Source organism: Limnobaculum allomyrinae (genome assembly GCF_016649425.1).
In the GTDB taxonomy this organism is placed as follows: domain Bacteria; phylum Pseudomonadota; class Gammaproteobacteria; order Enterobacterales; family Enterobacteriaceae; genus Limnobaculum; species Limnobaculum allomyrinae.
Window position 1 is genome coordinate 700,829 of sequence record NZ_JADRCR010000002.1, and the last position, 23,844, is coordinate 724,672.

The following is a 23,844-nucleotide window of genomic DNA, read 5'->3' on the forward strand; positions in this document are numbered from 1 at the left end:
GATTCATGACTGTTTTATCACCAGTTGATTCAAGGGGGTGCCGCCCGTCAGGCATATTCCTGTTTGTTCACGGAGGATAATGCCTTACCATAGTCGCCATTCTTTTTCTGTTTGGTCATATGGATATTTGATGCGTTATTTGGCTGCTCTTTTACCTTTAGTTCTGTTGCTTTCTGCCTGTAGCAGTAAGCCTAAATCTACTTCTCCTGTTATTGCGCCTGTCCCCGGAACAACACAGCTTCCCTCTGTATATACGGTAAGGGGCGGTTTTCAGCTTGAAGCCGAACATGCAAACCATTTGGCCGATGGCGATTTTGCCTATAATCCGGCGACATCTCGTTTTATTGACAAGATGGTGCAGGTACACGGTTTCGATCGTCAACAGTTACAAAGCGTATTAGGTCAGACCAAACGGCTGGATTACGTTATCAAATTGATGGACAAACAGGCGCCGTCTACCACAGTGAGCACCGGTAAACCATCAGGGCCAAACGGTTCATGGATTCGCTATCGCAGTAAGTTCATCACGCCGGACAACGTACAAAACGGCGTTGTTTTCTGGAATCAATATGAAGGTGCACTGCAACGCGCATGGCAACAATATGGTGTTCCTCCGGAAATTATCGTAGGTATTATCGGGGTAGAGACCCGCTGGGGCCGCGTAATGGGCAAAACTCGCATCATTGATGCACTGGCGACGCTCTCTTTCGACTACCCACGCCGTTCTGAATATTTCACCGGTGAGCTGGAAACCTTCCTGCTGATGGCTCGTAAAGAAGGTAACGATCCACTCTCTTTACGCGGTTCTTATGCGGGAGCCATGGGATATGGTCAATTTATGCCATCTTCATTTAAAGATTATGCGGTCGATTTTAATGGCAACGGTCATGTCAACCTGTGGGATCCGGAAGATGCTATTGGCAGCGTAGCTCATTACTTCCAGGCGCACGGCTGGAAGAGAAATGCACCGATCGCCGTACCTGGCGTAGGAGAAGCGCCTTCACTGAAACACGGCTTTAACACCGTCTATCCGGTTTCTACGTTGGCCGCCGCCGGGCTAAGACCACAAAGCTCCCTTGGCGGCTATCAGGAAGCCAGCCTGCTACGCTTTGATATGGGCACCAACTATGAATACTGGTACGGTTTACCTAACTTCTACACTATCACTCGCTATAACCACAGCACGCATTACGCGATGGCGGTATGGCAGTTAGGTGAAGCGGTTAAACGCGCCAGATAATTGTTTATTGTTGGCGGTAGGGGAGCGCGGTTGTGCTTCCCTGTGGCTAACAAACTAGCATTAGTGATATTCCGGCCGTAAATACAATGAGCGTTTATTGCGATCGTGGTCGGCCGGAAGACCATCTATACTTGAGTATGGAGTGCGTCGGGCCTAAGCTGCCTACGGGCAGTTACAAAACACCTTCAGTGTTTTGCCCGGTGGGCCAGCGCTCGCGCTGTTCAAACAGGCTTTGCCTGTTTGTCGTTGACTTACCCCAAGTCTCCCCCCTCGGCACCTTTTCCCTCCGATTGGCAATCTTTAGGTATTAATATTCAACTCCTGACTCTGCCAACACGTATCAGAAATGCTTCAAAACGATGATAAAGGATTTTTGTACCTTAAATAGTTTATCGTTGGGAGGGACGAGTGTTGGGGTCGTAGCAGCTTTAGCTGCCGGAGGGCCCCTAACCCAGCCAGGCCCAACGCGCTCAGTAGTTAAGTACACATTGTCTTCCGGCCGAGCACGATGGCTATAGTCGTTCATAGCTTTTACGGCCGGAATATCCACCACAATAAAACTAGAATAAAAACACCCGTTCTTCATCTGCAATGTTTCCACATTGTGAATAAATTGTAATCAAATCCCTCTTTATGTGAAACATCCTTCCCCCCAAAAGCGTATCAATGGATAAGACAATATAAGGTTAATAAAACCGTTACAGGGGAGGTCAGTATGAATTTTCAGGGGAAAGTCGCCATCGTTACCGGTGGTAGCAGCGGGATTGGTCTTGAAACCGTTAAGGCATTTGCTAAACGAGGGGCTTCTGTCGTGATAGCCGATATCAGCGATAGTGGTCAGAAAGTGGCGGAATCATTAAAGGCTGAAGGTTTGGATATTCTGTTTGTTAAAACCGATGTGACCAGCGAGAAAGATCAGGAAAATCTGATTAACCAAACCTTAAGTCATTTTAAACGTCTGGATATTCTGTTTGCTAACGCCGGTATAGCCAGAGATAACGCCATTGATATGCTCAGCCTTGATGACTGGCAGAAAACCATCGATATCAATTTAACCGGGGTGTTTCTCAGCAATAAAGCCGCCATCCGCCACTGGCTGGCAGAGAAACAGCAAGGGGTTATTGTTAACTGCGGCTCCATTCACAGCTTTGTTGGTAAAAAACATGTCACCGCTTATGCCGCAGCTAAAGGTGGTGTCAAACTGTTAACGGAAACGCTGGCGGCAGATTATGCCGGTAAAGGCATTCGTATCAACGCAGTTTGTCCCGGCTATATCGATACCCCTTTACTGAGTGCATTAACCTCAGAACAAAAAGAGGCACTTGTGAAACTGCATCCACAGGGGCGTCTTGGTCATCCAGAGGAAGTGGCAAATGTCGTGCTGTTTTTGGCCGGAGATAAAGCCACTTTTGTTAACGGTGCTTCAGTTCTGGTAGATGGTGGTTATACCGCGCAATAATGAGCGGTAGTGAAACAGGACGACGTTAATCGCGATCCGGCAGGAAAAGGGCTGGTTGATGTAATCATCGCTGGTTGTTGAACAAGATTTTTCATCAACCAGCGATATATTTTAGCGATGAGTTACAGGGATTCGCCGTTGCTGGCGATGACCTTCTTAAACCAGTCAAAACTGGCTTTTTTCGAGCGCTTCATGGTTCCACTGTTATCATCATGCTTATCAACGTAGATGAAACCATAACGTTTACTGTATTGCCCGGTGGTAAATGAAACGCAATCGATACAACCCCATGGGGTATATCCCATTACTTCAACACCATCATAAGTAACCGCTTTTTTCATCTGCTCAATATGAGCCTGCATATAAGCAATACGATAGTCATCGTTAATCTTGCCGTTGGCATCGGGTTTATCAATGGCACCGAAACCGTTTTCCACAATAAACAGCGGTTTTTGATAACGTTCATACAGAATGCTTAATGAGTAACGTAAGCCAACGGGGTCGATCTGCCATCCCCATTCAGAAGCCTTTACATAAGGATTCGGTACGCTACCCTCAAATCCTGACAATGCACTGCCGGTGCCTTTGGCATTAGCCTGTACCGCATTACTCATGTAATAGCTCAAACCAATATAATCGGCACAGCCATCACGCAGGATCTGTGCATCCTGTGGTTCCATAACGATATTGAAACCCTTACGTTCCCATTCACGCAGAATATACTTTGGGTAATAACCGCGCATATGAACATCGCTAAACAGGAAACGTTCATGCATCGCCTCCTGAGCATACATCACATCGTCCGGATTACATGAGTAAGGATAAAGCGGAACGCAGGCGATCATACAGCCAATCTGAAACTCAGGATTAATGGCGTGGCCTAATTTAACCACTGCAGCGCTGGCGACAAACTGGTGATGCAGTACTTGATACATTGCCTGTTCAGGGTTTTCTTCCTGATTGAAAATGACACCAGAACAGCAATAACCAAATAGCGGCGTTTTATAGTTACGCTGATTGTTGATTTCGTTAAACGTCATCCAGTACTTCACTTTGTGCTGGTAGCGGCGCATCACCACTTCACTGTAGCGAATAAAGAAATCGACAACTTTGCGGTTTTTCCAGCCGCCATATTCGGTAACCAGATGCCAGGGCATCTCGAAGTGCGACAGGGTAATGACTGGCTGGATATTGTATTTTAGCAATTCATCAAACATATCATCATAAAATTGCAGACCCGCTTCATTTGGCTGTAGCTCATCACCGTTAGGAAAAATACGTGACCAGACTATGGAGGTGCGAAAACATTTAAATCCCATCTCGGCGAACAGCGCAATGTCTTGCTTATAATGTGAATAGAAATCTACTGCCTGATGATTAGGGTAGAAATAGCCGTCAATGACACCATCGGTGATAACTCGATCAACGCCGTGCCGCCCACCGCTCAGTACGTCAGCAATACTGATGCCTTTGCCACCCTGATCCCAACCGCCTTCAACCTGATGCGCAGCAACGGCGCCTCCCCATAAAAAATCGTTGGGTAATTGATGTTGTTTCATATTTTGCATCTCATTTAGTCCTTACTATCTGGTAACTGTAATCAGTTCATCACCGCTATTCACATCATGATGCTGTGGGTTAATTATTGAGAACTCTTCCGAGTTGGTTACCACAATTACTGTAGTTGCATCGATATCCTGAGCGGCCAGATAGGCCATATCAAATTCAATTAACAGCTGGCCCTGTGTTACTTCATCACCTTCAGCTACCAGCGCGTTAAAGCCTTTCCCTGCCAGTTTTACCGTATCAAATCCCACGTGAATCAATAGATCAATACCTGATTCTGAGCGTAGACCAATGGCGTGCTGAGAAGGGAGTACGGTTTCAACTCTTCCACTGAACGGTGCATACACTTTGCCTTCTTGCGGAACAATTGCCACACCCTGACCAAGCAGACCGCTGGAGAAGGCTTCATCTTTAACGGCGGAAAGTTCAATAGCGGTTCCTGTCAGTGGGCTGGTGATTGGTGAACTTTCACCGACAGCCAGCAGTTGAGAGGCGTCATCTTCTGGCTGATCCTGGACTTCGTCGTCTTCTTTAAATCCTGCCAGCCAGATAAATACCGCTCCAAGCACAAAGGCAACAGTAATAGATAATAAGAAGCCAAGGAATTGTGGCATATGGCCGGTTTTAAAGAACACCGGTAATACAGCGATGCCTGGCAAACAGTAGCTCCAGGAAACCGCATTAAACCAGCCAGCAATAGCACCACCGATAGCACCAGCCAGGCAGCCGCACAGCATAGGGCGCTTCAGTCGTAAGGCGACGCCGTAGATAGCGGGTTCAGTAATACCAAACAAACCCGTGACTCCGGCAGAAAGGGCGACTCGTTTCATTTCACTGTTTTTAGATTTCAGGTATACCCCAAGTACTGCGCCGGCCATAGCAAACACTGGAGAGGCTTGCAAACCGGTAAAGGTGTCATATCCCAGCGTGGCGTAGTTACCTACGGTAACGGGTGTAATTCCCCAGTGAACCCCGAGAGTAACCAGCGGCATCCACATCGCACCAACAACAAAACCGGCAATAGAAGGATTGAGGTGATAAAGGTAGTTATACACGTTGCCAATACCGCCACCGATAGCGTTGCCGATAGGACCAAACACCAGCAGGGTTAATGGAACCATAATGGCGATACAGAACATCGGCGTGAACAGGTTACGGATAACCAGCGGTAATAGACGTTCAAAGAAATGTTGAACGTATGACATAGCCCATACCATTAATATGATGGGAATAACGGCAGCGGTATAACTCAGGTACTGCACCGGGATGCCAAAGAAGTCTAAATTTGGTGCGGTAACCGGAATACCGGCCAACTGCGTCAGAACCGTGGCCATTTCCGGGTTGCTCAGCGCTTCCTGCATCAGTTTATGAATGGCGGGATCGGCTGAGTTAAGGGTGGCAATCTTATTGGCTGTCAGCATATTCATATAATCCGGACATACTAACGCACAGGCAGAAATCACAGCGGTAAACGGATTTACGTTGAATTTTTTTGCTGCAGTAAAAGCCACCATTACCGGGAGGAAAGTAAAACCTGTCCAGGAGACGAAGTTTAAAATGCGATAAGTACCACTGGCCGGATCCATTACTTCAATCGCACTAAGGAAAGAGATAATGCCCTGTAATATCCCACAGGCGGCTAATGGATAGATAAACGGAACAAAGATACTGGAGATGATATCCATCAGTCGGCTAACAATACCGACCTTTGCGCCACCGGTCGCAGCGGCTTTTTCATCAATGTGAATCAGCGTCATGACTTCCTGATAAGCATCACCAACATGGTTACCAATAACTACCTGTAGCTGGCCGCTGGATTCAAGAACGGTAATGACGCCTTTGACCCGACTTAACGTTGTTTTATTTACCTTAGAGAAATCCTTTAAAATAAAGCGTAAACGAGTTGCGCAATGTGTGAGATTAATCACGTTATCATCGCCGCCAATTAGTTTCACAATTTCCTTTGCCGATTGGGCATAATCAATTGCCATTATATATTCTCCTGCCTTCAGGTACGAATAACCGTTGATACACTCTCGTGTTTCGTCAGATTATATGAGGATTTATTATTCTGTTTCCTGAAGCCTAGCAAAAAGAAATAGAATGTCACGATATAACAATTCGCTAAAAAAGTAATTTGTCACAGAAATAAAACAGCCTGTTTTATTTTTTGAGATAGGTTTTGGCTAAATGGTTTCCAATTGCTTCCAACATATAAATAACCGGAACTTGAGTAGTGATATTATATTCGCCGGATATTAATGTCTGGGGCATATGATAAGAAAGATTAAAGTCAGCCATACGGGCTAAAGAAGAGGTTTCGCTATTGGTGATACTAATTATTTTACAATGGTGCAAACTGAATTGGCTTGCCAGCCGAAGTATTTCCGGTGTTTCTCCTGAAACGGAAAGAATGATGGCAATAGCATTTTTAAACATATCGCTGCTAATCGGATAATAGGGGTCATCAATATAGTTACTGAACTTACCTACGTTAGAAAAGAAACGAGCGCCATACTTCCCCAGAGAGCCAGAGGTTCCTGCACCAACAAACACGATGCGCTCTGCATTGATAATCTGAATAACTGCTTGATTAATCAGCTCATCAAACTCTTCATTATTGATACTTTTAAAGAAGCTAAGGATTTCACTGACACCAAAATTGACCGGTTGGTGAACTTCTTGTTCCAGATAGAGCTTAAAGCGAATGCGGAATTCAGAATAACCATCGCACCCCATTTTTTTGCAAAAGCGTAGTACGGTAGTTGTCGAGACTTCCGCTGCATCTGCCAGTTCACGGATAGTCATGTACATCACTTTATCTTTATTCTTAATGGCATAGTTATAAACCATGAGTTCCAGACCATTAAGATTTGCTATTGAAGTGTGAGTGAACATAGATAAACCCGTGTATTAAGTACGTTAAAAACCCATCAACACAATAGCAGATTTTAGCTTTGATAACATACCTGAACATCACATAACTATCAGAAATATAGCGAATAAACACTCACTAAAATCAGTGAGTTTATGTAATTGGTTTCAGTACCAGTGATGAATTTATTTTATGAAATATGATGATTTATAGTGTTGTGTTTTAGGTGCCAAATAAATGGCTATATGTATAGGGATTTAACGTTTTGCTATGTATTGTGAGGTAATTCACAATATTTAAAATTAAATATCAGACGAGTAATGCATTTTTATTTTAATAGTAAAAATTAACATAATGAAAAATTCTTTAAATAACAAAGGTATTTTTTATTTTAGACGTTAATTAAAACAGCCTGTTTTATCGGTGTAACAAATCACAAATAAATAAAAAATAACAAGTGGCTAATGCGGGTGACAGATTTAAAACTTTTATGTTAGCCTCTGTCTCAATTAATATTTATCCATTAGATTTATTTATATTTATTGCTAAATATATAGCTAATTATTATTTGTTTGCCTGATTAAAATTGTAAGGATGGCGTCTATTCGGGAAATATAAGTCTTCGGATATAACCTTAATAATATTTAAATTAACCAATGCCAACGCATATTAGTAATTAATCTGTGTGGGGAGGGCTCGTTTCTTCATATTGGTCTGGTTTGTCTGTTGCAGAAATATCCTGCCTGATTTTGTCGCCAAAGCAACGTTATACCAACAGAGAAGGTTCTGCCATCACTGGTGATGGATAGTCATGAACCCGAAATAATCATGCGCTGCCGTTTGAGTAGCGATACAAGGAGAACAGACAATGGCAGGATTTAACCGGCTACCACTTTCACTGGCCATCGCGGCAGGATTATTGGCTACTCAGGCTATGGCAGTAGATTTTCATGGCTATGCTCGTTCTGGTATCGGTTGGACTGGAAGCGGTGGTGAGCAGCAGTGTTTTAAAGCAACCGGAGCTCAAAGCAAATATCGTCTGGGTAACGAATGTGAAACCTATGCTGAGCTTAAACTGGGACAGGAATTGTGGACAGAAGGGGATAAAAGTTTCTATTTTGACACTAACGTGGCTTATTCCATCGATCAGTCTAATGATTGGGAAACCACGTCACCGGCATTCGTTGAAGTTAACGTCAAAGGTAAAGATTTGATCGAATGGCTACCAGGCTCAACATTGTGGGCGGGTAAGCGATTCTATCAGCGCCATGATGTACACATGATCGACTTCTACTATTGGGATATTTCAGGCCCTGGTGCAGGTTTGGAGAACATTGATCTGGGCTTTGGTAAATTGTCGCTGGCCGCCAGTCGGAATACAGAATCGGGCGGCTCCCAGGCGTGGATCATGGGGGAGAAAGACGAAATTCCTACATCCAACGATGTGTTTGACGTACGACTGGCCGGTCTGGAGACCAATAATAATGGTGTACTGGAGCTGGGTTTGGATTACGGCCGGGCCAATGCCCGGGATGGTTATTCGCTGGATAAAAATGCCTCAAAAGACGGCATGATGTTCACTGCGGAGCATACTCAAAGCATGTTTGGTGGTTTTAATAAGTTTGTGGTTCAGTATGCAACCGATGCCATGACTTCCGCTAATACCAATACGGTTAACAAAGGGCACGCAGAAGGTGCCAGCGTGAATAATGACGGTAGCATGGTGCGTATTCTTGACCATGGTGCTATTCAAATGGGCAACGACTGGGACATGATGTATGTCGCCATGTATCAGGATACCGATCTGGATAATCAAACTGGTTCAACCTGGTACACGGTAGGGGTACGCCCCATGTATAAATGGACACCAACCATGAGCTCACTGCTGGAAGTTGGTTACGATAACGTCAAATCACAACGTACCAGTGAACGTAATAGCCAATATAAAGTGACGTTGGCTCAACAGTGGCAGGCGGGGAGCAGTATTTGGTCTCGTCCAGCCATTCGTGTGTTTGCTACTTATGCCAACTGGGATGAGAAGTGGGGTTATGACGACAGTGGTAATGCTTATAAGGATACCAAGAGTATTAGCTACAGCCGTGGTAATGATGATGAAGTCACCTTTGGCGTTCAATTTGAAGCCTGGTGGTAATCAGGGGCATTGATGATCTACGGGTGATAATAGGATATTCAAAGAGCTTCATTGGTAGTGTTAAGGCAAACGTAAGCGCCTTTTTCTACTGTTTCCCTGATTGGGGTGTGCGCCAGACATGGGCGCACTTTTTTTATCCGGGTTTTTATCTTAAATGATGTGTTGCAGCCCGCAGGTTAATGCACTGATTTTGTTGTATCATCAACCTATAGCTGACGGTTAGTGAAGAGGTGGCAATGCACAATTTATCAACGGAAAAATATCAATTATCTGAAGCAGAAATACAGCAGCAATATGCGGTATTGCAGACTCGTATGCAAAATGATGCTCCATTAACCCTGCTACATATTGGTAGTCAAAATACGTTGGTTATTTCTGGTGTTAAACATCAACCGATATCTGTGCAGCTGTTACATATTGGTAGTGATAAAACCGCCGCTGATTATTTTCATCATCAACCGCCAACGCCGGATGAGATGGAAAATGCCATTATGGCGGTTGAAGATGAAGTGATCCGCATTCGAGCTTCTATCCCTGACGGTGCTCAGCTTTGTACTACGGATTTATCTATTCGGGATATGGCATTGATTGCCGGTCTTGCGGAACAAGCTGAATTGAGTATGTCTCTGGACACCATGGAGCGCACATTTGATCGCCTGGCTTCAGTGATGTTGGGCAGACCCGCGGCATCAGAAGGAATACCGGAAGAAAATAGCTTTGCTGCCCGTCTATTAATATTGCGTGAGTTTATGCATCATCTGGCGTTCCCCTCGATCGCTATTATGAAGCAAAACTAAAGTACTATTCGCTGTTCAATAAAGTCGATAAATAGCTTAATACGGCTGGAAAGGGCAGTGTTGCGATAATACACTGCCCTCACTACTTCTCTTGGGTGCGGGCTTTGCATTTGCCCGGCTAAAATCACCATCAGTTTTCCTTTCTCAATATCCCGTTGAACCATAAAGTTGGACAAACAGGCAATACCGTTGCCTTCCAGACAGAGCTGGCGTAATACTTCTCCGTTACTGGCGGCAATATCCGGTGTGATAGTGATACCGCTACCGACTGACCAATGATTCAAATTAGAAGGAGGAATGAAGCCCAACAAACGATGGGATAGAAGTTGCTCAGGCGTTTGAGGAATACCGGATAATTGCAAATATCCAGGGCTGGCTACCAGCCAGAGTTTTGAATGTCCTAAAACTCGGGCATGCAGAGTGGAGTCTTCCAGTTTACCAATGCGAATAGCCAGATCGGTGCGTTTTTCCAACAGGTTAATGATGCCATCGCTGGCACTTAGTTCGATGTCAATCATCGGATAGCGTTGAGAAAAATCCTTAATATGGGGTGTTATCTGATGCAAGATGAATGGGCTGGCGGAGTCGATGCGTAAACGTCCCGATGGTTTTTCATGGCGAACCTTCAGCCATTCTTCAGCCTCAGACAGTTTCTCCAGTCCCACTCTGACTTTTTCAATAAACTGACTTCCTTCTTCGGTTAACTCCACGCGCCGGGTGGTACGGGAAAACAGGGTGGTATTTAACTGTTTTTCCACTCGGGCCACGGCACGGGAGACTTTAGCCACCTGAATATCCAGCTGTTCTGCGGCAGCGGAAAAACCACCGGAATCGGCAACGGCAATCAGAATAGTTAAATCTTCAGAATGAGTGATTATTGTCATAATTGATAAAATCTTTTGCTTTTATTGGTATTTATTGAAAAAGAATCTATCAGCACAATGGCGCCAGTCAAGTCAATCTGAGGAACTTTTTCCATGTCAAAAATGCCGCTTGCTTTATGGGCGCTGACCTTGAGTGCATTTGCTATAGGTACTACTGAGTTTGTGATTGTTGGGCTTATCCCGACGATTGCCAGCGATCTACAGGTGTCATTACCATCAGCCGGTTTATTGGTGAGCCTGTATGCGTTAGGGGTTGCCGTAGGTGCTCCGGTATTAACTGCGCTCACCGGACGTTGGAAGCGCAAAAAAGTATTACTGGCTCTGATGGGGCTGTTTATTGCGGGTAATTTGTTGGCCTGGAATGCTCCCGGTTATGAAACCTTAATAGCAGCACGTATTCTCACCGGATTGGCCCACGGGGTTTTCTTCTCTATTGGCTCTACCATTGCCACTGGGTTAGTTGCCAAAGATAAAGAGGCCAGTGCCATTGCGCTGATGTTTACCGGATTAACGGTTGCGTTAGTGACCGGCGTTCCTTTAGGTACCTGGATTGGTCAACATTTTGGCTGGCGGGCAACCTTCCTGATCGTTTCTGTATTGGGTATTATCGCCTTACTGGGTAGTGCGTTACTGATCCCTGCCGATTTGAAGCAGGCCGTCCCGGCAAAATTGTCTGCGCAGCTTAAAGTATTAACTCAGCCACGCTTGTTACTGGTTTATGGCATTACCGCAGTAGGGTATGGCGGCATATTCATTGCCTTCACTTTTTTAGCGCCTATTTTGCAGCAAGTCTCTGGTTTTCAGGCGGGGTCAATTGCCGGAATCATGTTGGTCTATGGTGTATCCGTCACCATTGGTAACATTTGGGGCGGTAAACTGGCGGATAGCATGGGGCCCGTTCGGGCGCTGAATATCATTTTCGCTGCGCTGGCATTAGTACTGTTTGTCTTTACCTTTACAGCAAATAGCCAGATTGGTGCGCTATTAACCGTGTTTGTTTGGGGCGCCTTTGCTTTTGGTAATGTACCCGGACTACAAGTGTATGTTGTCCAACTGGCGAATAAATACGCTCCGGAAGCGGTTGATGTGGCATCTGGCCTGAATATCGCCGCGTTTAATGTTGGTATTGCCATTGGTGCCTGGTTAGGTGGTCATGTTGTCGCAGATATGGGGCTAATGGATACCCCATGGATTGGTGGACTGATCGTGATACTGGCTTTAGCAATGACGCGCTTGTCAGGTTTTCTGGATAATCGCAGTGCAACACGCGTGGCGGCCTGCCATATTTAATACCGTGGAAAATTTTGCTGGCTGAATTAAAACTGACAAAGATTCAATAAATTAAAGATTGGAAGAGATTTCGCATATTAATACGGCAGGTTTGATTCCCGGCCAGCGGTTCAGATATGGTAATCTTCAATAGGGCAAAGAAAGCCTGAGACATATGTTCTCAGGCTTTGTTACGAGTAGCCTGTATTAAGATAATAACTGCAGGGGAGTATCCATCTTGAATACCAGAATATGTGAGTTAAGCCGGCAAATAGGCCAACGTCTTGCTGTGACAGGTCAGTGGATTACTTGCGCTGAGTCTTGTACGGGTGGTTTGATCGCGGCTTATTTTACTGAAATAGCCGGAAGCTCAGTTTATTTCGATCGCGGCTTTGTCACTTACAGCAATTTGGCTAAACAGCAGTTACTGGGGGTTAATCAACAAACCCTTTCTCAATGGGGAGCCGTTAGTGAGCAAACGGTGAGAGAAATGGCCAGCGGTGCGCTAAAGGCGGCTGCTGCAGATATTGCCATTTCGGTTAGCGGTATTGCCGGGCCGGACGGCGGTAGCGCAGAAAAGCCGGTTGGTACCGTTTGGTTTGGCTGGGCCAACAGAGAAGGGCTGGTGATTGCCCGTAAAAGACGCTTTAATGGCAACCGCCATCAGGTTCGTCAACAGGCGGTAGAATATGCCCTGACGGTAGTGCTGGAAAAATTTATTTAAAACTGACTTGATACTGTATGATTATACAGTATAATCATTTCATCGCTTTAGAGATAAAGTCTCGTAATACTTTATGACCACATTTGATAACCACGGAGCCGCATAATGGATGACAACAAACAAAGAGCGCTTGCCGCCGCATTAGGACAGATTGAAAAGCAGTTTGGTAAGGGTTCTATCATGCGTTTGGGTGACACTCAATCTCTTGATGTTGAGTCTGTTTCCACCGGCTCTCTGAGCCTGGACGTTGCGCTGGGCATTGGCGGTTTACCTATGGGCCGCGTTGTTGAAATCTTCGGGCCAGAATCTTCCGGTAAAACCACGCTGACGCTGTCCGTTATTGCTCAGGCACAAAGAGAAGGCAAAACCTGTGCCTTTATTGATGCTGAACATGCCCTCGACCCAATTTATGCCGCCAAACTGGGCGTGCAGGTTGATGACTTACTGATCTCTCAACCGGATACCGGTGAGCAGGCGCTGGAAATTTGTGACGCGTTAGTTCGTTCCGGTGCGGTTGACGTTATCATTATTGACTCCGTTGCAGCGTTAACACCAAAAGCTGAAATCGAAGGCGAAATGGGCGACTCACACGTTGGTCTGCAGGCTCGTTTAATGTCTCAGGCGCTGCGTAAGTTAACCGGTAACATCAAGAATGCTAAATGTCTGGTGATCTTTATTAACCAGATCCGTATGAAAATTGGCGTTATGTTTGGTAATCCAGAAACCACCACTGGTGGTAACGCGCTGAAATTCTATGCTTCTGTTCGTCTGGATATTCGCCGTGTAGGTGCGATTAAAGATGGTGAAGAAGTGGTTGGTAACGAAACGCGCGTTAAAGTGGTGAAGAATAAGATCTCTGCACCATTCCGTCAGGCTGATTTCCAGATTCTGTACGGCAGCGGTATCTCTAAAGAGAGCGAGCTGATCGATCTGGGCGTTAAGCATAAACTGGTGGACAAATCTGGCGCATGGTATGCCTATAACGGCGAAAAAATTGGTCAGGGTAAAGCAAATTCAATGAAATTCCTGAAGGAAAACCCAGTGATTTCTAATGATCTGGAAAAACGTCTGCGTGAGTTATTGTTGACTGCGAACCCGTTTGTGCCAGCAACTGCTGATGTTGAAGATGATGCCGAACTGCCGGAAGGCGAAGAGTTTTAATCACGACGATAAGCTTAAAATTTAGAGTTGGTTAGTTATGAAATCACTATTACCACGAGCAATGCGGTTATTAGCCCAGCGTGACTATAGTGAACAAGAGATGCGCCGTAAGCTTGCGGCGCATTCTCCTTTCGACCGCACCGCAGAAAAAGAACCTGTCTCCAAAGAATCCATCGATCAAGCCATTGAATATTGTCACCAGTACAACTGGCTTGACGATGCAGAATACTCCCGTAAGTTTATTATCAGTCGCAGCCATAAAGGTTACGGTCGTCAGCGCATTCAGTCAGAATTACAGCAAAAGGGGATCGGTCGGGATGATATTTCCCGCGCAATGCAAGAGTGCGAGATTGACTGGTATGAAAAAGCTAAAAAAGTTGCGATTCAGCGTTTTGGCGATGAGATCCCGACCGACTGGAAAGAACGCTCAAAAATGCAGCGTTATCTTGCTTATCGCGGGTTTGCTCAGGACGAAATTCAATCAGTTTTCAGCGATTCTGAATAATAAATCCTCTGCGGATTTACTTCCCATCAAAGAAATTTTATCTTATGGCTACTTTTAATTCGTAAATAAGTCGTTTACTTCGGTTTTTTCGTGCTTAACTTACGAATCGCCTTCTTTTTAGCCAGATATTGGAAATTATATGAGCAAGAGCACCGCTGAGATCCGTCAAGCGTTTCTCGATTTCTTTAATAGTAAAGGGCACCAGGTTGTCGACAGCAGCTCTTTAGTACCGCATAACGATCCAACACTCCTGTTTACCAATGCAGGAATGAACCAGTTTAAAGACGTATTCCTGGGGCTGGACAAGCGTGCCTATACCCGGGCAACGACTTCCCAGCGTTGTGTGCGCGCCGGTGGTAAACATAATGATTTAGAAAACGTAGGTTATACCGCCCGTCACCACACCTTTTTTGAAATGCTGGGTAACTTTAGCTTCGGTGATTACTTTAAGCACGATGCTATTAATTTTGCCTGGGAACTACTTACTGGCGCTCAATGGTTTAATTTGCCAAAAGAGAAGCTGTGGGTGACCGTTTACGCAACGGACGATGAAGCTTACGAAATCTGGGAAAAAGAGATCGGTATTCCTCGCGAAAGAATCATCCGTATTGGCGATAACAAAGGTGCAGCATACGCATCAGATAACTTCTGGCAAATGGGTGATACCGGTCCTTGTGGTCCATGTACTGAGATCTTCTTTGACCATGGCGATCATATCTGGGGTGGGCCTCCGGGGTCACCGGAAGAGGATGGCGACCGTTATATTGAGATCTGGAATATCGTATTTATGCAGTTCAACCGTCAAACCGACGGAACTATGCTGCCATTGCCGAAGCCTTCAGTTGATACTGGTATGGGCTTAGAGCGTATTGCTGCGGTTTTACAGCACGTCAACTCTAACTACGATATCGATCTGTTCCGCACTTTGATTGATGCGGCAGCTAAAGCCACCAAAGCCACTGATTTAACCAGCAAGTCTTTACGGGTTATTGCTGACCATATTCGTTCTTGTGCTTTCCTGATTTCTGATGGTGTTATGCCATCTAATGAAGGTCGTGGTTACGTATTACGTCGTATTATTCGTCGTGCTGTGCGTCATGGGCATATGCTGGGTGCTACGGAAACCTTCTTCTATAAGTTAGTTACTCCGTTAATTAGCGTTATGGGCAGCGCTGCTGATGAATTGCGTCGCCAGCAGTCAATGGTTGAACAAACACTGAAAACCGAAGAAGAGCAGTTTGCCCGTACTCTGGAACGCGGGTTAACGCTGTTGGATGAAGAGTTAAGTAAGCTGACCGGAGACACGCTGGCTGGTGAAACCGCATTCCGTTTGTATGATACCTTTGGCTTCCCGCTGGATTTAACGGCTGATGTTTGCCGTGAACGAAATATTAAAGTTGATGAAGTCGGTTTTGAAAAAGCGATGGAAGAGCAGCGTCGTCGTGCTCGTGAATCCAGCGGTTTTAGTGCGGACTATAGCAAGTTAATCCGCGTTGACGGTGAAACCTGTTTTAGTGGCTATGAGCGTCTGGAACAGTCATCAAAAGTGACTGCACTGTTTGTTGCCGGTAATGAAGTTAAAGAGATTAAAAGCGGTCAGGAAGCGGTCGTGATTCTCGATAGTACGCCGTTCTACGGTGAGTCCGGTGGTCAGGTCGGCGATCAGGGTATGTTGAAAGCGGCTAACAGCACGTTTGATGTATTAGATACGCAAAAATATGGTCAAGCCATTGGTCACGTTGGTCGTTTGACTCAGGGTGAATTAAAAGTGGGTGACAGCGTTGATGCACTGGTGGATGGTGTACGTCGTGAGCGTATCCGTCTTAACCACTCAGCAACCCACTTGCTGCACGCGGCATTACGTCAGGTTTTAGGCAGCCACGTTGCTCAAAAAGGTTCTCTGGTTAATGATAACTATCTGCGTTTCGATTTCTCCCATCCTGAAGCGATGAAACCAGAACAGGTTCGTGCGGTTGAAGATTTAGTTAATCAGCAAATTCGCCGTAATCTACGGGTAGAAACCAATATTATGGACTTAGAGGATGCCCGGGCTAAAGGTGCTATGGCGCTGTTTGGTGAGAAGTACGATGACAAAGTTCGCGTACTTTCTATGGGAGATTTCTCAACTGAACTATGCGGTGGTACTCATACCGAAGCTACCGGTAATATCGGCCTGTTCCGTATTACTTCTGAATCAGGTATCGCTGCCAGTGTGCGTCGTATTGAAGCGGTTACCGGTGAAAACGCCATTGTTGCTATGCATCAGCAAAGTGATGTATTGAGTGAAGTGGCATCACTGGTAAAAGGTGACAGCAATAGTCTGATTGAAAAAGTGAAGAGCCTGCTGGAACACGCCAAAGGCGTTGAAAAAGAGCTTCAACAGTTAAAAGATCAACTGGCTGCGCAGGAAAGCTCCTCACTGGTCAGTAAAGCAGTAGACGTGAAAGGGGTTAAGCTACTGGTTAGTAACCTGCAAAACGTTGAGCCGAAAATGCTGCGTACCATGGTCGATGACATTAAGAATCAGCTGGGTTCTGGCATCATTGTATTGGCGACAGTACATGAGGATAAGGTCAGTCTGATTGCCGGTGTCACTAAAGATCTGGTGGATCGCATAAAAGCCGGTGAGTTGATTAGTCCTGTCGCTCAGTTAGTCGGTGGTAAAGGCGGCGGCCGTCCTGATATGGCACAGGCTGGTGGTACCGATGTGGCGGCATTGCCAGCGGCCCTGGCGACAGTAGAAAATTGGGTTGCGGCTAAGTTATAACACCGGAGATCCCGCAGGTTTGTATGATTATTCGCTTTTATCATATTGGAACCTGCGGGATTGTCTGATATTTTTAGTTGGAACAATTTAGTACAAACTTACAAAAGTTAGCTAAACTTAGGCATATACGTGTTCTTATCTGGATGAGTGGCTGAATGAGTCAGTGATGCTAGTTAATCTATCAGATTTATAGCTTACGTTCTTAGCGCATATCATGGATAATGGGCAGGATGCACAAAGAGATGCAATGGTCTGTTTAATCTGTCAAGGAGCAAAGAATGCTTATTCTAACTCGTAGAGTTGGTGAGACGCTGATGATTGGTGACGAAGTAACGGTTACTGTTCTGGGCGTAAAAGGTAATCAAGTTCGTATTGGTGTTAATGCACCGAAAGAAGTATCTGTTCACCGTGAAGAGATCTATCAGCGAATTCAGGCTGAAAAGTCACAACAATCGACTTTTTAACCAATAAACGCGCCTTACTTGTAGTTATCGAAAGTAAGGCGCGTTGATTTTTGCCAAATCCCTCAGTTTTTTGTTATTACCTCTTTTTTATATTCTTGTTTTACTCCTTCGTTTTAGCCACAAAAGCCCAATTTTTTGCTGGCAAATTGTTCGTGTTGTTTGCTTAGTGCACAAACGAACCTAATGAACGAAAAAGTATTTGACTTATAAGTCCGGGAAAGTAATATGTGCGCCACGCAGTGTTGATAAACATTTTAAATGTTTAGCGACCTGTAGATAGTAAGTATACGGTGAGGTGGCCGAGAGGCTGAAGGCGCTCCCCTGCTAAGGGAGTATGCGGTCAAAAGCTGCATCGAGGGTTCGAATCCCTCCCTCACCGCCATTTACTTATTACGCTGTTAGAATCTGCACCCGTAGCTCAGCTGGATAGAGTACTCGGCTACGAACCGAGCGGTCAGAGGTTCGAATCCTCTCGGGTGCACCATATTTTACAGTGCTGTTTTAGTAACGGCATTCGTATCAAAAACAGATAGTGTCGTAATATCTGTTTCAAAGAATCAAAGAGCACCCGTAGCTCAGCTGGATAGAGTACTCGGCTACGAACCGAGCGGTCAGAGGTTCGAATCCTCTCGGGTGCACCATATTTTACACTGTTGTTTTAATAACAGCATTTGTAACAAAAACAGATGCCGTTGTAGTATTTGTTTTAAAAGAATCAAAGAGCACCCGTAGCTCAGCTGGATAGAGTACTCGGCTACGAACCGAGCGGTCAGAGGTTCGAATCCTCTCGGGTGCACCATCTTGAAGTTCGCAGATACCGAAAGGTATCTTTTTTTTATGTCTAAAATTTGATACTCCCTCTCTCCTTGTTGCATATCTCTTTTCAACAATTACTCTTGTGCATTATGTTGAATGCATTCCTGAGCTTGTAAGTTTTCTTCTGGTAAACCCACAGGAGTTCATACACAGAATGAAAAATTACGCACTCTAAGCCTCTCCAGCGCATTTTATTCAAATAGCGCTAATCAGGGGGCATATAATTCAATCGTTCCTTAAACAGGCTTATAGCGTGGTTAACGTGGATGCTGTTAACCACCAATATATTATGACACCGTACAAACTAATTTTATGTCAGCACTTTTTGATTGGCAGATAAAAACAGAAGAGGTGCACAAGATAACATGGGGCAAACGTTCAGTTTGAAATTTCAGGCAAGGCAAAAGCTATCGTAAAAAGTACAGAATGCTGTTGTATGATTCGCTCGTTAGTTGAATGATCTCTTCGTATTCAGATATGTCTTTATTAATAAAGATTAAAAATGAAAAAGAATAACTAATCTTTATGATGTGAACTTAATAAAAAGAGATTGTTATAATTTAGTTTTAATTATGTATTGACATAATATTATTACTGAGAGTAATTTGTTTTCTGCAGGACCCGAAAAAGAAAGCTAAGCTCAGAAATAATATACTCAATTCTCAATTTCTTATTTTGAGTATGATGTCTTATTCAGGCGCTATTTAAGATAGGGAAAGGCAGTTGTTTTATATTATATCTCTGGTATATGAAATATATATTAAAAGGAGTTTATATGGCTGGTAAAATTAAAATGTTATCCCTTGCTCTGTTGTTATCCTTTGGTATCTCTGCGGTAGCTGAAGCGGGCGGTACCTTCTGTAGCGGTAAGCTAAAGTTATGCTATGCGGCAAAAATTGTTTGTGGTCGCTGTAAATAATACCTGATTTCTTTTTAATTCATTTATCTTGTTATTCTGTTCTTATTATTCATTATTAGAGGGAAATATAATGAATGATTAGGTTCATTTTAGAAAGATAATATGTATTCATTATGCTTTTTTATTAATAAGGCGAGAGTTATCTTTCGCCTTATTTATCTTTGGCTGTTATTTATTGAGAAAGTATAAATAACAGCATTCAAGAAAATAGTTTAAATATGTTTGTTGATTATTGGGGCTGTAATTAATTATATCTAAAGTTTTGTTATTGATTCAGTTGACGTGAAGCATAATCATGATGTTAAAAAACGCATAAATAATATTAATTTTTATACAACGGGTTTCTTTTGATATAGCAATGCAGCGATAAAAAAAGCGGTCTGAAAGACCGCTGAAGTGAGACAAAGACAACAATGAGGGATGTAGCTTAAAAACACTATCCTTTTACGCCGCCTGCCGTCAGGCCACTAACCAACCAACGCTGGGCCAGCAGGAAGACAACGGTAATCGGGATAGCGGACAACACAGCGGCGGCGGCAAAATCTCCCCACAGATAGTTTTGAGGGTTGAGATACTGCTGCATACCTACTGCCAGCGTATAGCTATTTACATCGCGTAACAGCAATGACGCTACCGGTACTTCGGTAATGGCAGCAATAAACGATAAGATAAATACCACAGCCAGAATTGGCACTGACAGGGGTAGAAGGACTAAACGGAAAGCTTGCCATGGCGTAGCGCCATCTAATGCAGCCGCTTCTTCCAGGCTGCCATCAATGGTTTCGAAATAGCCTTTAATGGTCCAGACGTGCAGGGCTATTCCTCCCAGATAGGCAAATATCACTCCACCATGGGTGTTGAGCCCCAACATAGGAACATATTGTCCCAGTCGATCAAACAACGCATACAACGCCACTAATGAGAGGACTGCCGGGAACATCTGAAAAATCAGCATACTTTTTAACAACGTACTTTTGCCGCGAAAACGCATGCGGGCAAAAGCATAAGCGCAGGTCGTCGACAGGGCGACGATGCCGATAGAGGTAATAACGGCAATCTTGACGGAATTCCAGAGCCACAGCAAAACCGGGAAGGGTGGTGGTGTCACTTTGCCGTTGGCATCAGTTATGCTGAACCCCAGCGCCAGTTTCCAGTGTTCCCAGGATATCTGTTCCGGGATCAAACTACCGGTTGCAAAGTTACCTGAACGCAGAGAAATCGCAATTACCATCAGTAGTGGAAACATAATCAACGCAATAAAACACAGCAGTAGAATATGAGTAAGACCGATACGTAATCGCTGAGATTTAGGTTGAACCATTGCCATATTATTCTTTCTCCTTAATCAAAGTTCATACGTGATGCTTTCAGGTTGATAACCGCCAGTGCACCGACCAGTAAGAAAATCAGCGTGGCGATCGCTGCTGCCAGACCAAAGTTTTGTCCGCCGCTGCCTTCGAATGCCATGCGATAAGTAAAGCTAACCAGTAAGTCGGTATAACCCGCCGGTGTGGTGGTACCGATTCGGTCAGGGCCACCGTTGGTGAGCAGTTGAATCAATACAAAGTTATTAAAGTTAAACGCAAAGCTGGCAATCATCAGCGGTGTTAGCGGTTTAATTAATAACGGGAAGGTGATACGGAAAAAGTTCTGGAATAAGTTTGCACCATCCATCGCTGAGGCTTCATATAGGTCATCAGGAATCGTTTTCAGTAAACCCATGCACAGAATCATCATATACGGATAGCCCAGCCAGATATTGACGATCACAATCATACTGCGAGCCATGGTTGGATCGTTAAACCAGGCCGGTTTGATGCCAAATAGTGCCTCCAGCATCATGTTGATCTCACCAAAACTCTGGTTGAATAGCCCTTTGAAGATCAGAATCGAGATAAAAGAGGGAACGGCATAAGGCAGAATTAGCAGCACCCGATAGATGGCTCGGCCTTTCAACGATTCCCATTGGACAACACAAGCTAAAATCATGCCTACCGCCACGGTAAATACCACGGTCAACAGGGAGAAGGCGATAGTCCAGATAAAAATTGAGATAAAAGGTTTTTGAATACCTTCATCAAACATCACCGTCAGGAAATTTTTCCAGCCAACAGTAACGGTAAAGCCGGGACTTAATACTTCGCTTTGCCATTGCCCCTGAGCATTGACGGCCTGGTAAAACCCAGTGTCTTGATTAGGCAGGTAGCGAACGCCGGTTTGTTGGTTGAGCAGCGTTTTTTGATCCTCGCCCAATACATACAGCGGTTGAATTTCAGAAAACTGGCGCAGTGAACTCATGCGCAATACTTTTTCTTCCGGCAGTTGAATTGACAACGTGCCAAGCTGCTTGTTGTTCTGGATAACAACACGTAGCGGTGCTGCTTCTTCCGTTGGTGCTGCCGTGGTTTTTTCTACGGTTAGCGTTGGGGGAAGCGCATTGAGATCGAAAGGCTCCGAGAGCAACATCTCATTTTGTGCATCACTGAGAAACAGACGCCATTTTTGACCTTCAGGATAGAGTGAGAAGTTATAGGCATGTCCTGAAGTAAATTGATTTTGCAACAAAACCGATTGAGCGCGCTCAAAGGTTAGCTGGTTGACGCTGCTGTAGTTAGTGAATGCAATGGCGATAGTACAGGCTAAAGGAAACAGTACAAACAGTCCCATTCCTGCCATACCCGGATAGACATAGCGCCAGGCATAAGTGCGTGGGTTAGCAAATACATACAAACCTAAACCCACCAGGATTAACGTCAGAATAGCAAACAGATACTCACCTTGCGCATACATCAGTACGACTAAATAGCATGCAAACAAAGCGAAAAGCGTAATGACCAGCCACTTAAGGCCGTTACCCAGGCTAAACCCTCTGTTTCCTTGTGGTAATTCGGTTTGAATAACAGACATGACGAACTCCTTTAGGTGGCCGGGATACTACAAAAATCCGGTGATTAGCAGCGGCGCAGTTATCTGCGCCGCTGTTTTACTGATTTACTTGGTAATACGCGTTTCAACATCTTTTAATGCGGCCGGAACCGTCTGACGGCCATGAATAGCATTCAGGATGGCGCTGCGTTCGGCATACCAGAATCCACTCATTTGCGGAATGTTTGGCATAATTTCACCTTTTTGCGCGTTGTTCATGGTGGCGGCGATACGTGGATCTTTCTCCAGTTTCTCCTGATAGGATTTCAGCGCTACGGCACCCAGCATTTTGTCGTTATTAACCAGAGTCAGTCCTTCATCAGTCAGCAAGTAGTTTTCCAGAAACTCTTTTGCCAGATCTTTGTTTGGACTGGCAGTGTTAATTCCGGCTGAAAGTACGCCAACGAATGGTTTGGACGGCTTTCCTTTAAAACTTGGCAGCATAGTGACGCCATAGTTAATTTTAGCTTTATCCAGGTTGCCCCATGACCACGGACCATTAATGGTCATTGCGGTTTCGCCCTTAATAAAACTGGCTTCAGCCACGGAATAATCAGTATCAGGATTGATGTGTTTGTTTTTCACCAAGTCTACCAGGAACTGTAAACCAGCCTGGGCACCAGGATTATTCACACCTACGTTTTTCACGTTATAGTGGCCGTTTTCAAACTTAAAGGCATAGCCGCCGTCAGCTGCGATAAGTGGCCAGGTGAAGTAGGGTTCTTGCAAGTTCCACATGATGGCACTTTTGCCTTTAGCACGCAGTTTTGTATCCAGAGCGGTAACTTCTTCCCAGGTTTTGGGCGGTTCTGGTAGCAGGTCTTTGTTGTAGATCAGTGACAGGGACTCTACTGCAATAGGGTAACCAATCAGTTTGCCTTTATAGCGCAGCGCATCCCAGGTGAACGGAGCAACTTTGTCCTGTAAGGCTTTGGATGGCGTGACTTCGGCTAACAGACCTGATTCGGCATAACCACCAAAACGGTCATGCGCCCAAAAGATAATGTCAGGGCCATCGCCTGTTGCAGCAACTTGTGGATACTTCTCTTCCATCTTATCCGGATGCTCAACGGTAACGCTGATACCGGTATCTTTTTCAAATTTCTTTCCGACTTCAGCCAGACCGTTGTATCCTTTATCACCATTGATCCAGATAACCAGTTTGCCTTCTTCAATTTTGGCCATCGCAGAGCTGGAAAGACAAAGTGCCACCAGGGCAGAAATGGTTGCCACCTTAGAAACCGCCAGTGGACGTTGGGTATGACGACGTGCAGCTTTTAATATACGGAACATCATAGTTATCCTTCTTTCAATTTAGTCA

Annotated in this window: 18 protein-coding genes and 4 tRNA genes; 15 read left to right on the forward strand and 7 right to left on the reverse strand. The window is 44.8% G+C overall.

Annotated elements, in window-relative coordinates; translation table 11 throughout:
• Positions 1-130: 130 nt before the first annotated feature.
• A complete protein-coding gene (gene mltB, locus I2494_RS07385; RefSeq protein ID WP_218466431.1) occupies positions 131-1,240 on the forward strand; it encodes a lytic murein transglycosylase B in 1,110 nt (369 codons plus the stop codon).
• Between the two features lie 715 nt (positions 1,241-1,955).
• Complete coding sequence (locus I2494_RS07390; RefSeq protein ID WP_218466432.1) at positions 1,956-2,699, forward strand: SDR family NAD(P)-dependent oxidoreductase; 744 nt, start codon at positions 1,956-1,958, stop codon at positions 2,697-2,699.
• Positions 2,700-2,821: 122 nt separating this feature from the next.
• Here the strand turns inward: I2494_RS07390 and I2494_RS07395 are convergent, their stop codons facing one another.
• The 3 genes from I2494_RS07395 to I2494_RS07405 form a co-directional block, all read right to left on the reverse strand.
• A complete protein-coding gene (locus I2494_RS07395) occupies positions 2,822-4,258 on the reverse strand; it encodes a 6-phospho-beta-glucosidase (RefSeq protein ID WP_218466509.1) in 1,437 nt (478 codons plus the stop codon).
• Positions 4,259-4,282: 24 nt separating this feature from the next.
• A complete protein-coding gene (locus I2494_RS07400) occupies positions 4,283-6,256 on the reverse strand; it encodes a beta-glucoside-specific PTS transporter subunit IIABC (protein WP_218466433.1) in 1,974 nt (657 codons plus the stop codon).
• 172 nt (positions 6,257-6,428) lie between these two features.
• Positions 6,429-7,163 (reverse strand): MurR/RpiR family transcriptional regulator, encoded by a 735-nt coding sequence (locus I2494_RS07405; protein ID WP_130592011.1) that lies wholly within the window; start codon positions 7,161-7,163, stop codon positions 6,429-6,431.
• 845 nt (positions 7,164-8,008) lie between these two features.
• Between I2494_RS07405 and I2494_RS07410 the strand changes: the two genes are divergently transcribed.
• Complete coding sequence (locus I2494_RS07410) at positions 8,009-9,292, forward strand: maltoporin (RefSeq protein ID WP_218466434.1); 1,284 nt, start codon at positions 8,009-8,011, stop codon at positions 9,290-9,292.
• Between the two features lie 236 nt (positions 9,293-9,528).
• Complete coding sequence (locus tag I2494_RS07415) at positions 9,529-10,089, forward strand: acetate and sugar kinases/Hsc70/actin family protein (RefSeq protein WP_218466435.1); 561 nt, start codon at positions 9,529-9,531, stop codon at positions 10,087-10,089.
• Here the strand turns inward: I2494_RS07415 and I2494_RS07420 are convergent.
• Complete coding sequence (locus tag I2494_RS07420; RefSeq protein ID WP_218466436.1) at positions 10,086-10,973, reverse strand: LysR family transcriptional regulator; 888 nt, start codon at positions 10,971-10,973, stop codon at positions 10,086-10,088. The two genes, I2494_RS07415 and I2494_RS07420, sit on opposite strands and share 4 nt — an antisense overlap.
• Positions 10,974-11,075: 102 nt before the next feature.
• Here I2494_RS07420 and I2494_RS07425 point away from each other — a divergent pair, with 102 nt between their 5' ends.
• The 11 genes from I2494_RS07425 (at position 11,076) to I2494_RS07475 (ending at position 19,598) form a co-directional block, all read left to right on the forward strand.
• Entirely contained in the window at positions 11,076-12,263 is a 1,188-nt protein-coding gene (locus I2494_RS07425) for an MFS transporter (protein WP_218466510.1), read from the forward strand.
• A gap of 214 nt (positions 12,264-12,477) precedes the next feature.
• Positions 12,478-12,966: a nicotinamide-nucleotide amidase gene (pncC, locus tag I2494_RS07430; protein ID WP_218466511.1), complete on the forward strand. Its 489-nt coding sequence runs from the start codon at positions 12,478-12,480 to the stop codon at positions 12,964-12,966.
• A 105-nt stretch (positions 12,967-13,071) separates the two neighbouring features.
• Positions 13,072-14,127, forward strand: coding sequence for a recombinase RecA (gene recA, locus I2494_RS07435; protein ID WP_218466437.1), 1,056 nt, complete (start codon positions 13,072-13,074; stop codon positions 14,125-14,127).
• Positions 14,128-14,164: 37 nt separating this feature from the next.
• The gene (locus tag I2494_RS07440) at positions 14,165-14,632 is read left to right on the forward strand and encodes a regulatory protein RecX (protein WP_218466438.1); all 468 of its coding nucleotides are present in this window, start codon (positions 14,165-14,167) and stop codon (positions 14,630-14,632) included.
• A 139-nt stretch (positions 14,633-14,771) separates the two neighbouring features.
• A complete protein-coding gene (gene alaS / locus I2494_RS07445; protein ID WP_218466439.1) occupies positions 14,772-17,399 on the forward strand; it encodes an alanine--tRNA ligase in 2,628 nt (875 codons plus the stop codon).
• Positions 17,400-17,677: 278 nt separating this feature from the next.
• Entirely contained in the window at positions 17,678-17,863 is a 186-nt protein-coding gene (csrA, locus tag I2494_RS07450; RefSeq protein ID WP_027275176.1) for a carbon storage regulator CsrA, read from the forward strand.
• A gap of 289 nt (positions 17,864-18,152) precedes the next feature.
• Positions 18,153-18,245: transfer RNA gene (locus I2494_RS07455), tRNA-Ser, on the forward strand.
• Between the two features lie 25 nt (positions 18,246-18,270).
• Positions 18,271-18,347: transfer RNA gene (locus I2494_RS07460), tRNA-Arg, on the forward strand.
• An 80-nt stretch (positions 18,348-18,427) separates the two neighbouring features.
• Positions 18,428-18,504 (forward strand) — tRNA-Arg (locus I2494_RS07465).
• 81 nt (positions 18,505-18,585) lie between these two features.
• A tRNA-Arg gene (locus I2494_RS07470) sits at positions 18,586-18,662 on the forward strand.
• A 792-nt stretch (positions 18,663-19,454) separates the two neighbouring features.
• On the forward strand, positions 19,455-19,598 hold the full coding sequence (locus I2494_RS07475; protein WP_218466440.1) for a hypothetical protein: 144 nt from the start codon (positions 19,455-19,457) through the stop codon (positions 19,596-19,598).
• Between the two features lie 436 nt (positions 19,599-20,034).
• On the opposite strand, the gene malG is transcribed toward I2494_RS07475, so the two are convergent.
• The 3 genes from malG to malE all read right to left on the reverse strand — a co-directional run bounded on the left by malG (position 20,035) and on the right by malE (position 23,816).
• Positions 20,035-20,925: a maltose ABC transporter permease MalG gene (gene malG / locus I2494_RS07480; protein ID WP_218466441.1), complete on the reverse strand. Its 891-nt coding sequence runs from the start codon at positions 20,923-20,925 to the stop codon at positions 20,035-20,037.
• A gap of 14 nt (positions 20,926-20,939) precedes the next feature.
• The gene (malF, locus tag I2494_RS07485; RefSeq protein ID WP_218466442.1) at positions 20,940-22,505 is read right to left on the reverse strand and encodes a maltose ABC transporter permease MalF; all 1,566 of its coding nucleotides are present in this window, start codon (positions 22,503-22,505) and stop codon (positions 20,940-20,942) included.
• An 84-nt stretch (positions 22,506-22,589) separates the two neighbouring features.
• Positions 22,590-23,816, reverse strand: a complete 1,227-nt coding sequence (gene malE, locus I2494_RS07490; protein ID WP_218466512.1) for a maltose/maltodextrin ABC transporter substrate-binding protein MalE — start codon at positions 23,814-23,816, stop codon at positions 22,590-22,592.
• Positions 23,817-23,844 lie beyond the last annotated feature (28 nt).

What these genes read in the sequence shown, in the direction of transcription:
- I2494_RS07425 (WP_218466510.1), top strand. Translation starts at nt 11,076, where the DNA reads ATGCCGCTTGCTTTATGGGCGCTGACCTTGAGTGCATTTGCTATAGGT.
- I2494_RS07420 (WP_218466436.1), bottom strand. Translation starts at nt 10,973, where the DNA reads ATGACAATAATCACTCATTCTGAAGATTTAACTATTCTGATTGCCGTT.
- I2494_RS07475 (WP_218466440.1), top strand. Translation starts at nt 19,455, where the DNA reads ATGGCTGGTAAAATTAAAATGTTATCCCTTGCTCTGTTGTTATCCTTT.
- I2494_RS07405 (WP_130592011.1), bottom strand. Translation starts at nt 7,163, where the DNA reads ATGTTCACTCACACTTCAATAGCAAATCTTAATGGTCTGGAACTCATG.
- I2494_RS07390 (WP_218466432.1), top strand. Translation starts at nt 1,956, where the DNA reads ATGAATTTTCAGGGGAAAGTCGCCATCGTTACCGGTGGTAGCAGCGGG.
- malE (WP_218466512.1), bottom strand. Translation starts at nt 23,816, where the DNA reads ATGTTCCGTATATTAAAAGCTGCACGTCGTCATACCCAACGTCCACTG.
- malF (WP_218466442.1), bottom strand. Translation starts at nt 22,505, where the DNA reads ATGTCTGTTATTCAAACCGAATTACCACAAGGAAACAGAGGGTTTAGC.
- csrA (WP_027275176.1), top strand. Translation starts at nt 17,678, where the DNA reads ATGCTTATTCTAACTCGTAGAGTTGGTGAGACGCTGATGATTGGTGAC.
- alaS (WP_218466439.1), top strand. Translation starts at nt 14,772, where the DNA reads ATGAGCAAGAGCACCGCTGAGATCCGTCAAGCGTTTCTCGATTTCTTT.
- malG (WP_218466441.1), bottom strand. Translation starts at nt 20,925, where the DNA reads ATGGCAATGGTTCAACCTAAATCTCAGCGATTACGTATCGGTCTTACT.
- I2494_RS07440 (WP_218466438.1), top strand. Translation starts at nt 14,165, where the DNA reads ATGAAATCACTATTACCACGAGCAATGCGGTTATTAGCCCAGCGTGAC.
- recA (WP_218466437.1), top strand. Translation starts at nt 13,072, where the DNA reads ATGGATGACAACAAACAAAGAGCGCTTGCCGCCGCATTAGGACAGATT.
- I2494_RS07395 (WP_218466509.1), bottom strand. Translation starts at nt 4,258, where the DNA reads ATGAAACAACATCAATTACCCAACGATTTTTTATGGGGAGGCGCCGTT.
- I2494_RS07410 (WP_218466434.1), top strand. Translation starts at nt 8,009, where the DNA reads ATGGCAGGATTTAACCGGCTACCACTTTCACTGGCCATCGCGGCAGGA.
- mltB (WP_218466431.1), top strand. Translation starts at nt 131, where the DNA reads ATGCGTTATTTGGCTGCTCTTTTACCTTTAGTTCTGTTGCTTTCTGCC.
- I2494_RS07400 (WP_218466433.1), bottom strand. Translation starts at nt 6,256, where the DNA reads ATGGCAATTGATTATGCCCAATCGGCAAAGGAAATTGTGAAACTAATT.
- I2494_RS07415 (WP_218466435.1), top strand. Translation starts at nt 9,529, where the DNA reads ATGCACAATTTATCAACGGAAAAATATCAATTATCTGAAGCAGAAATA.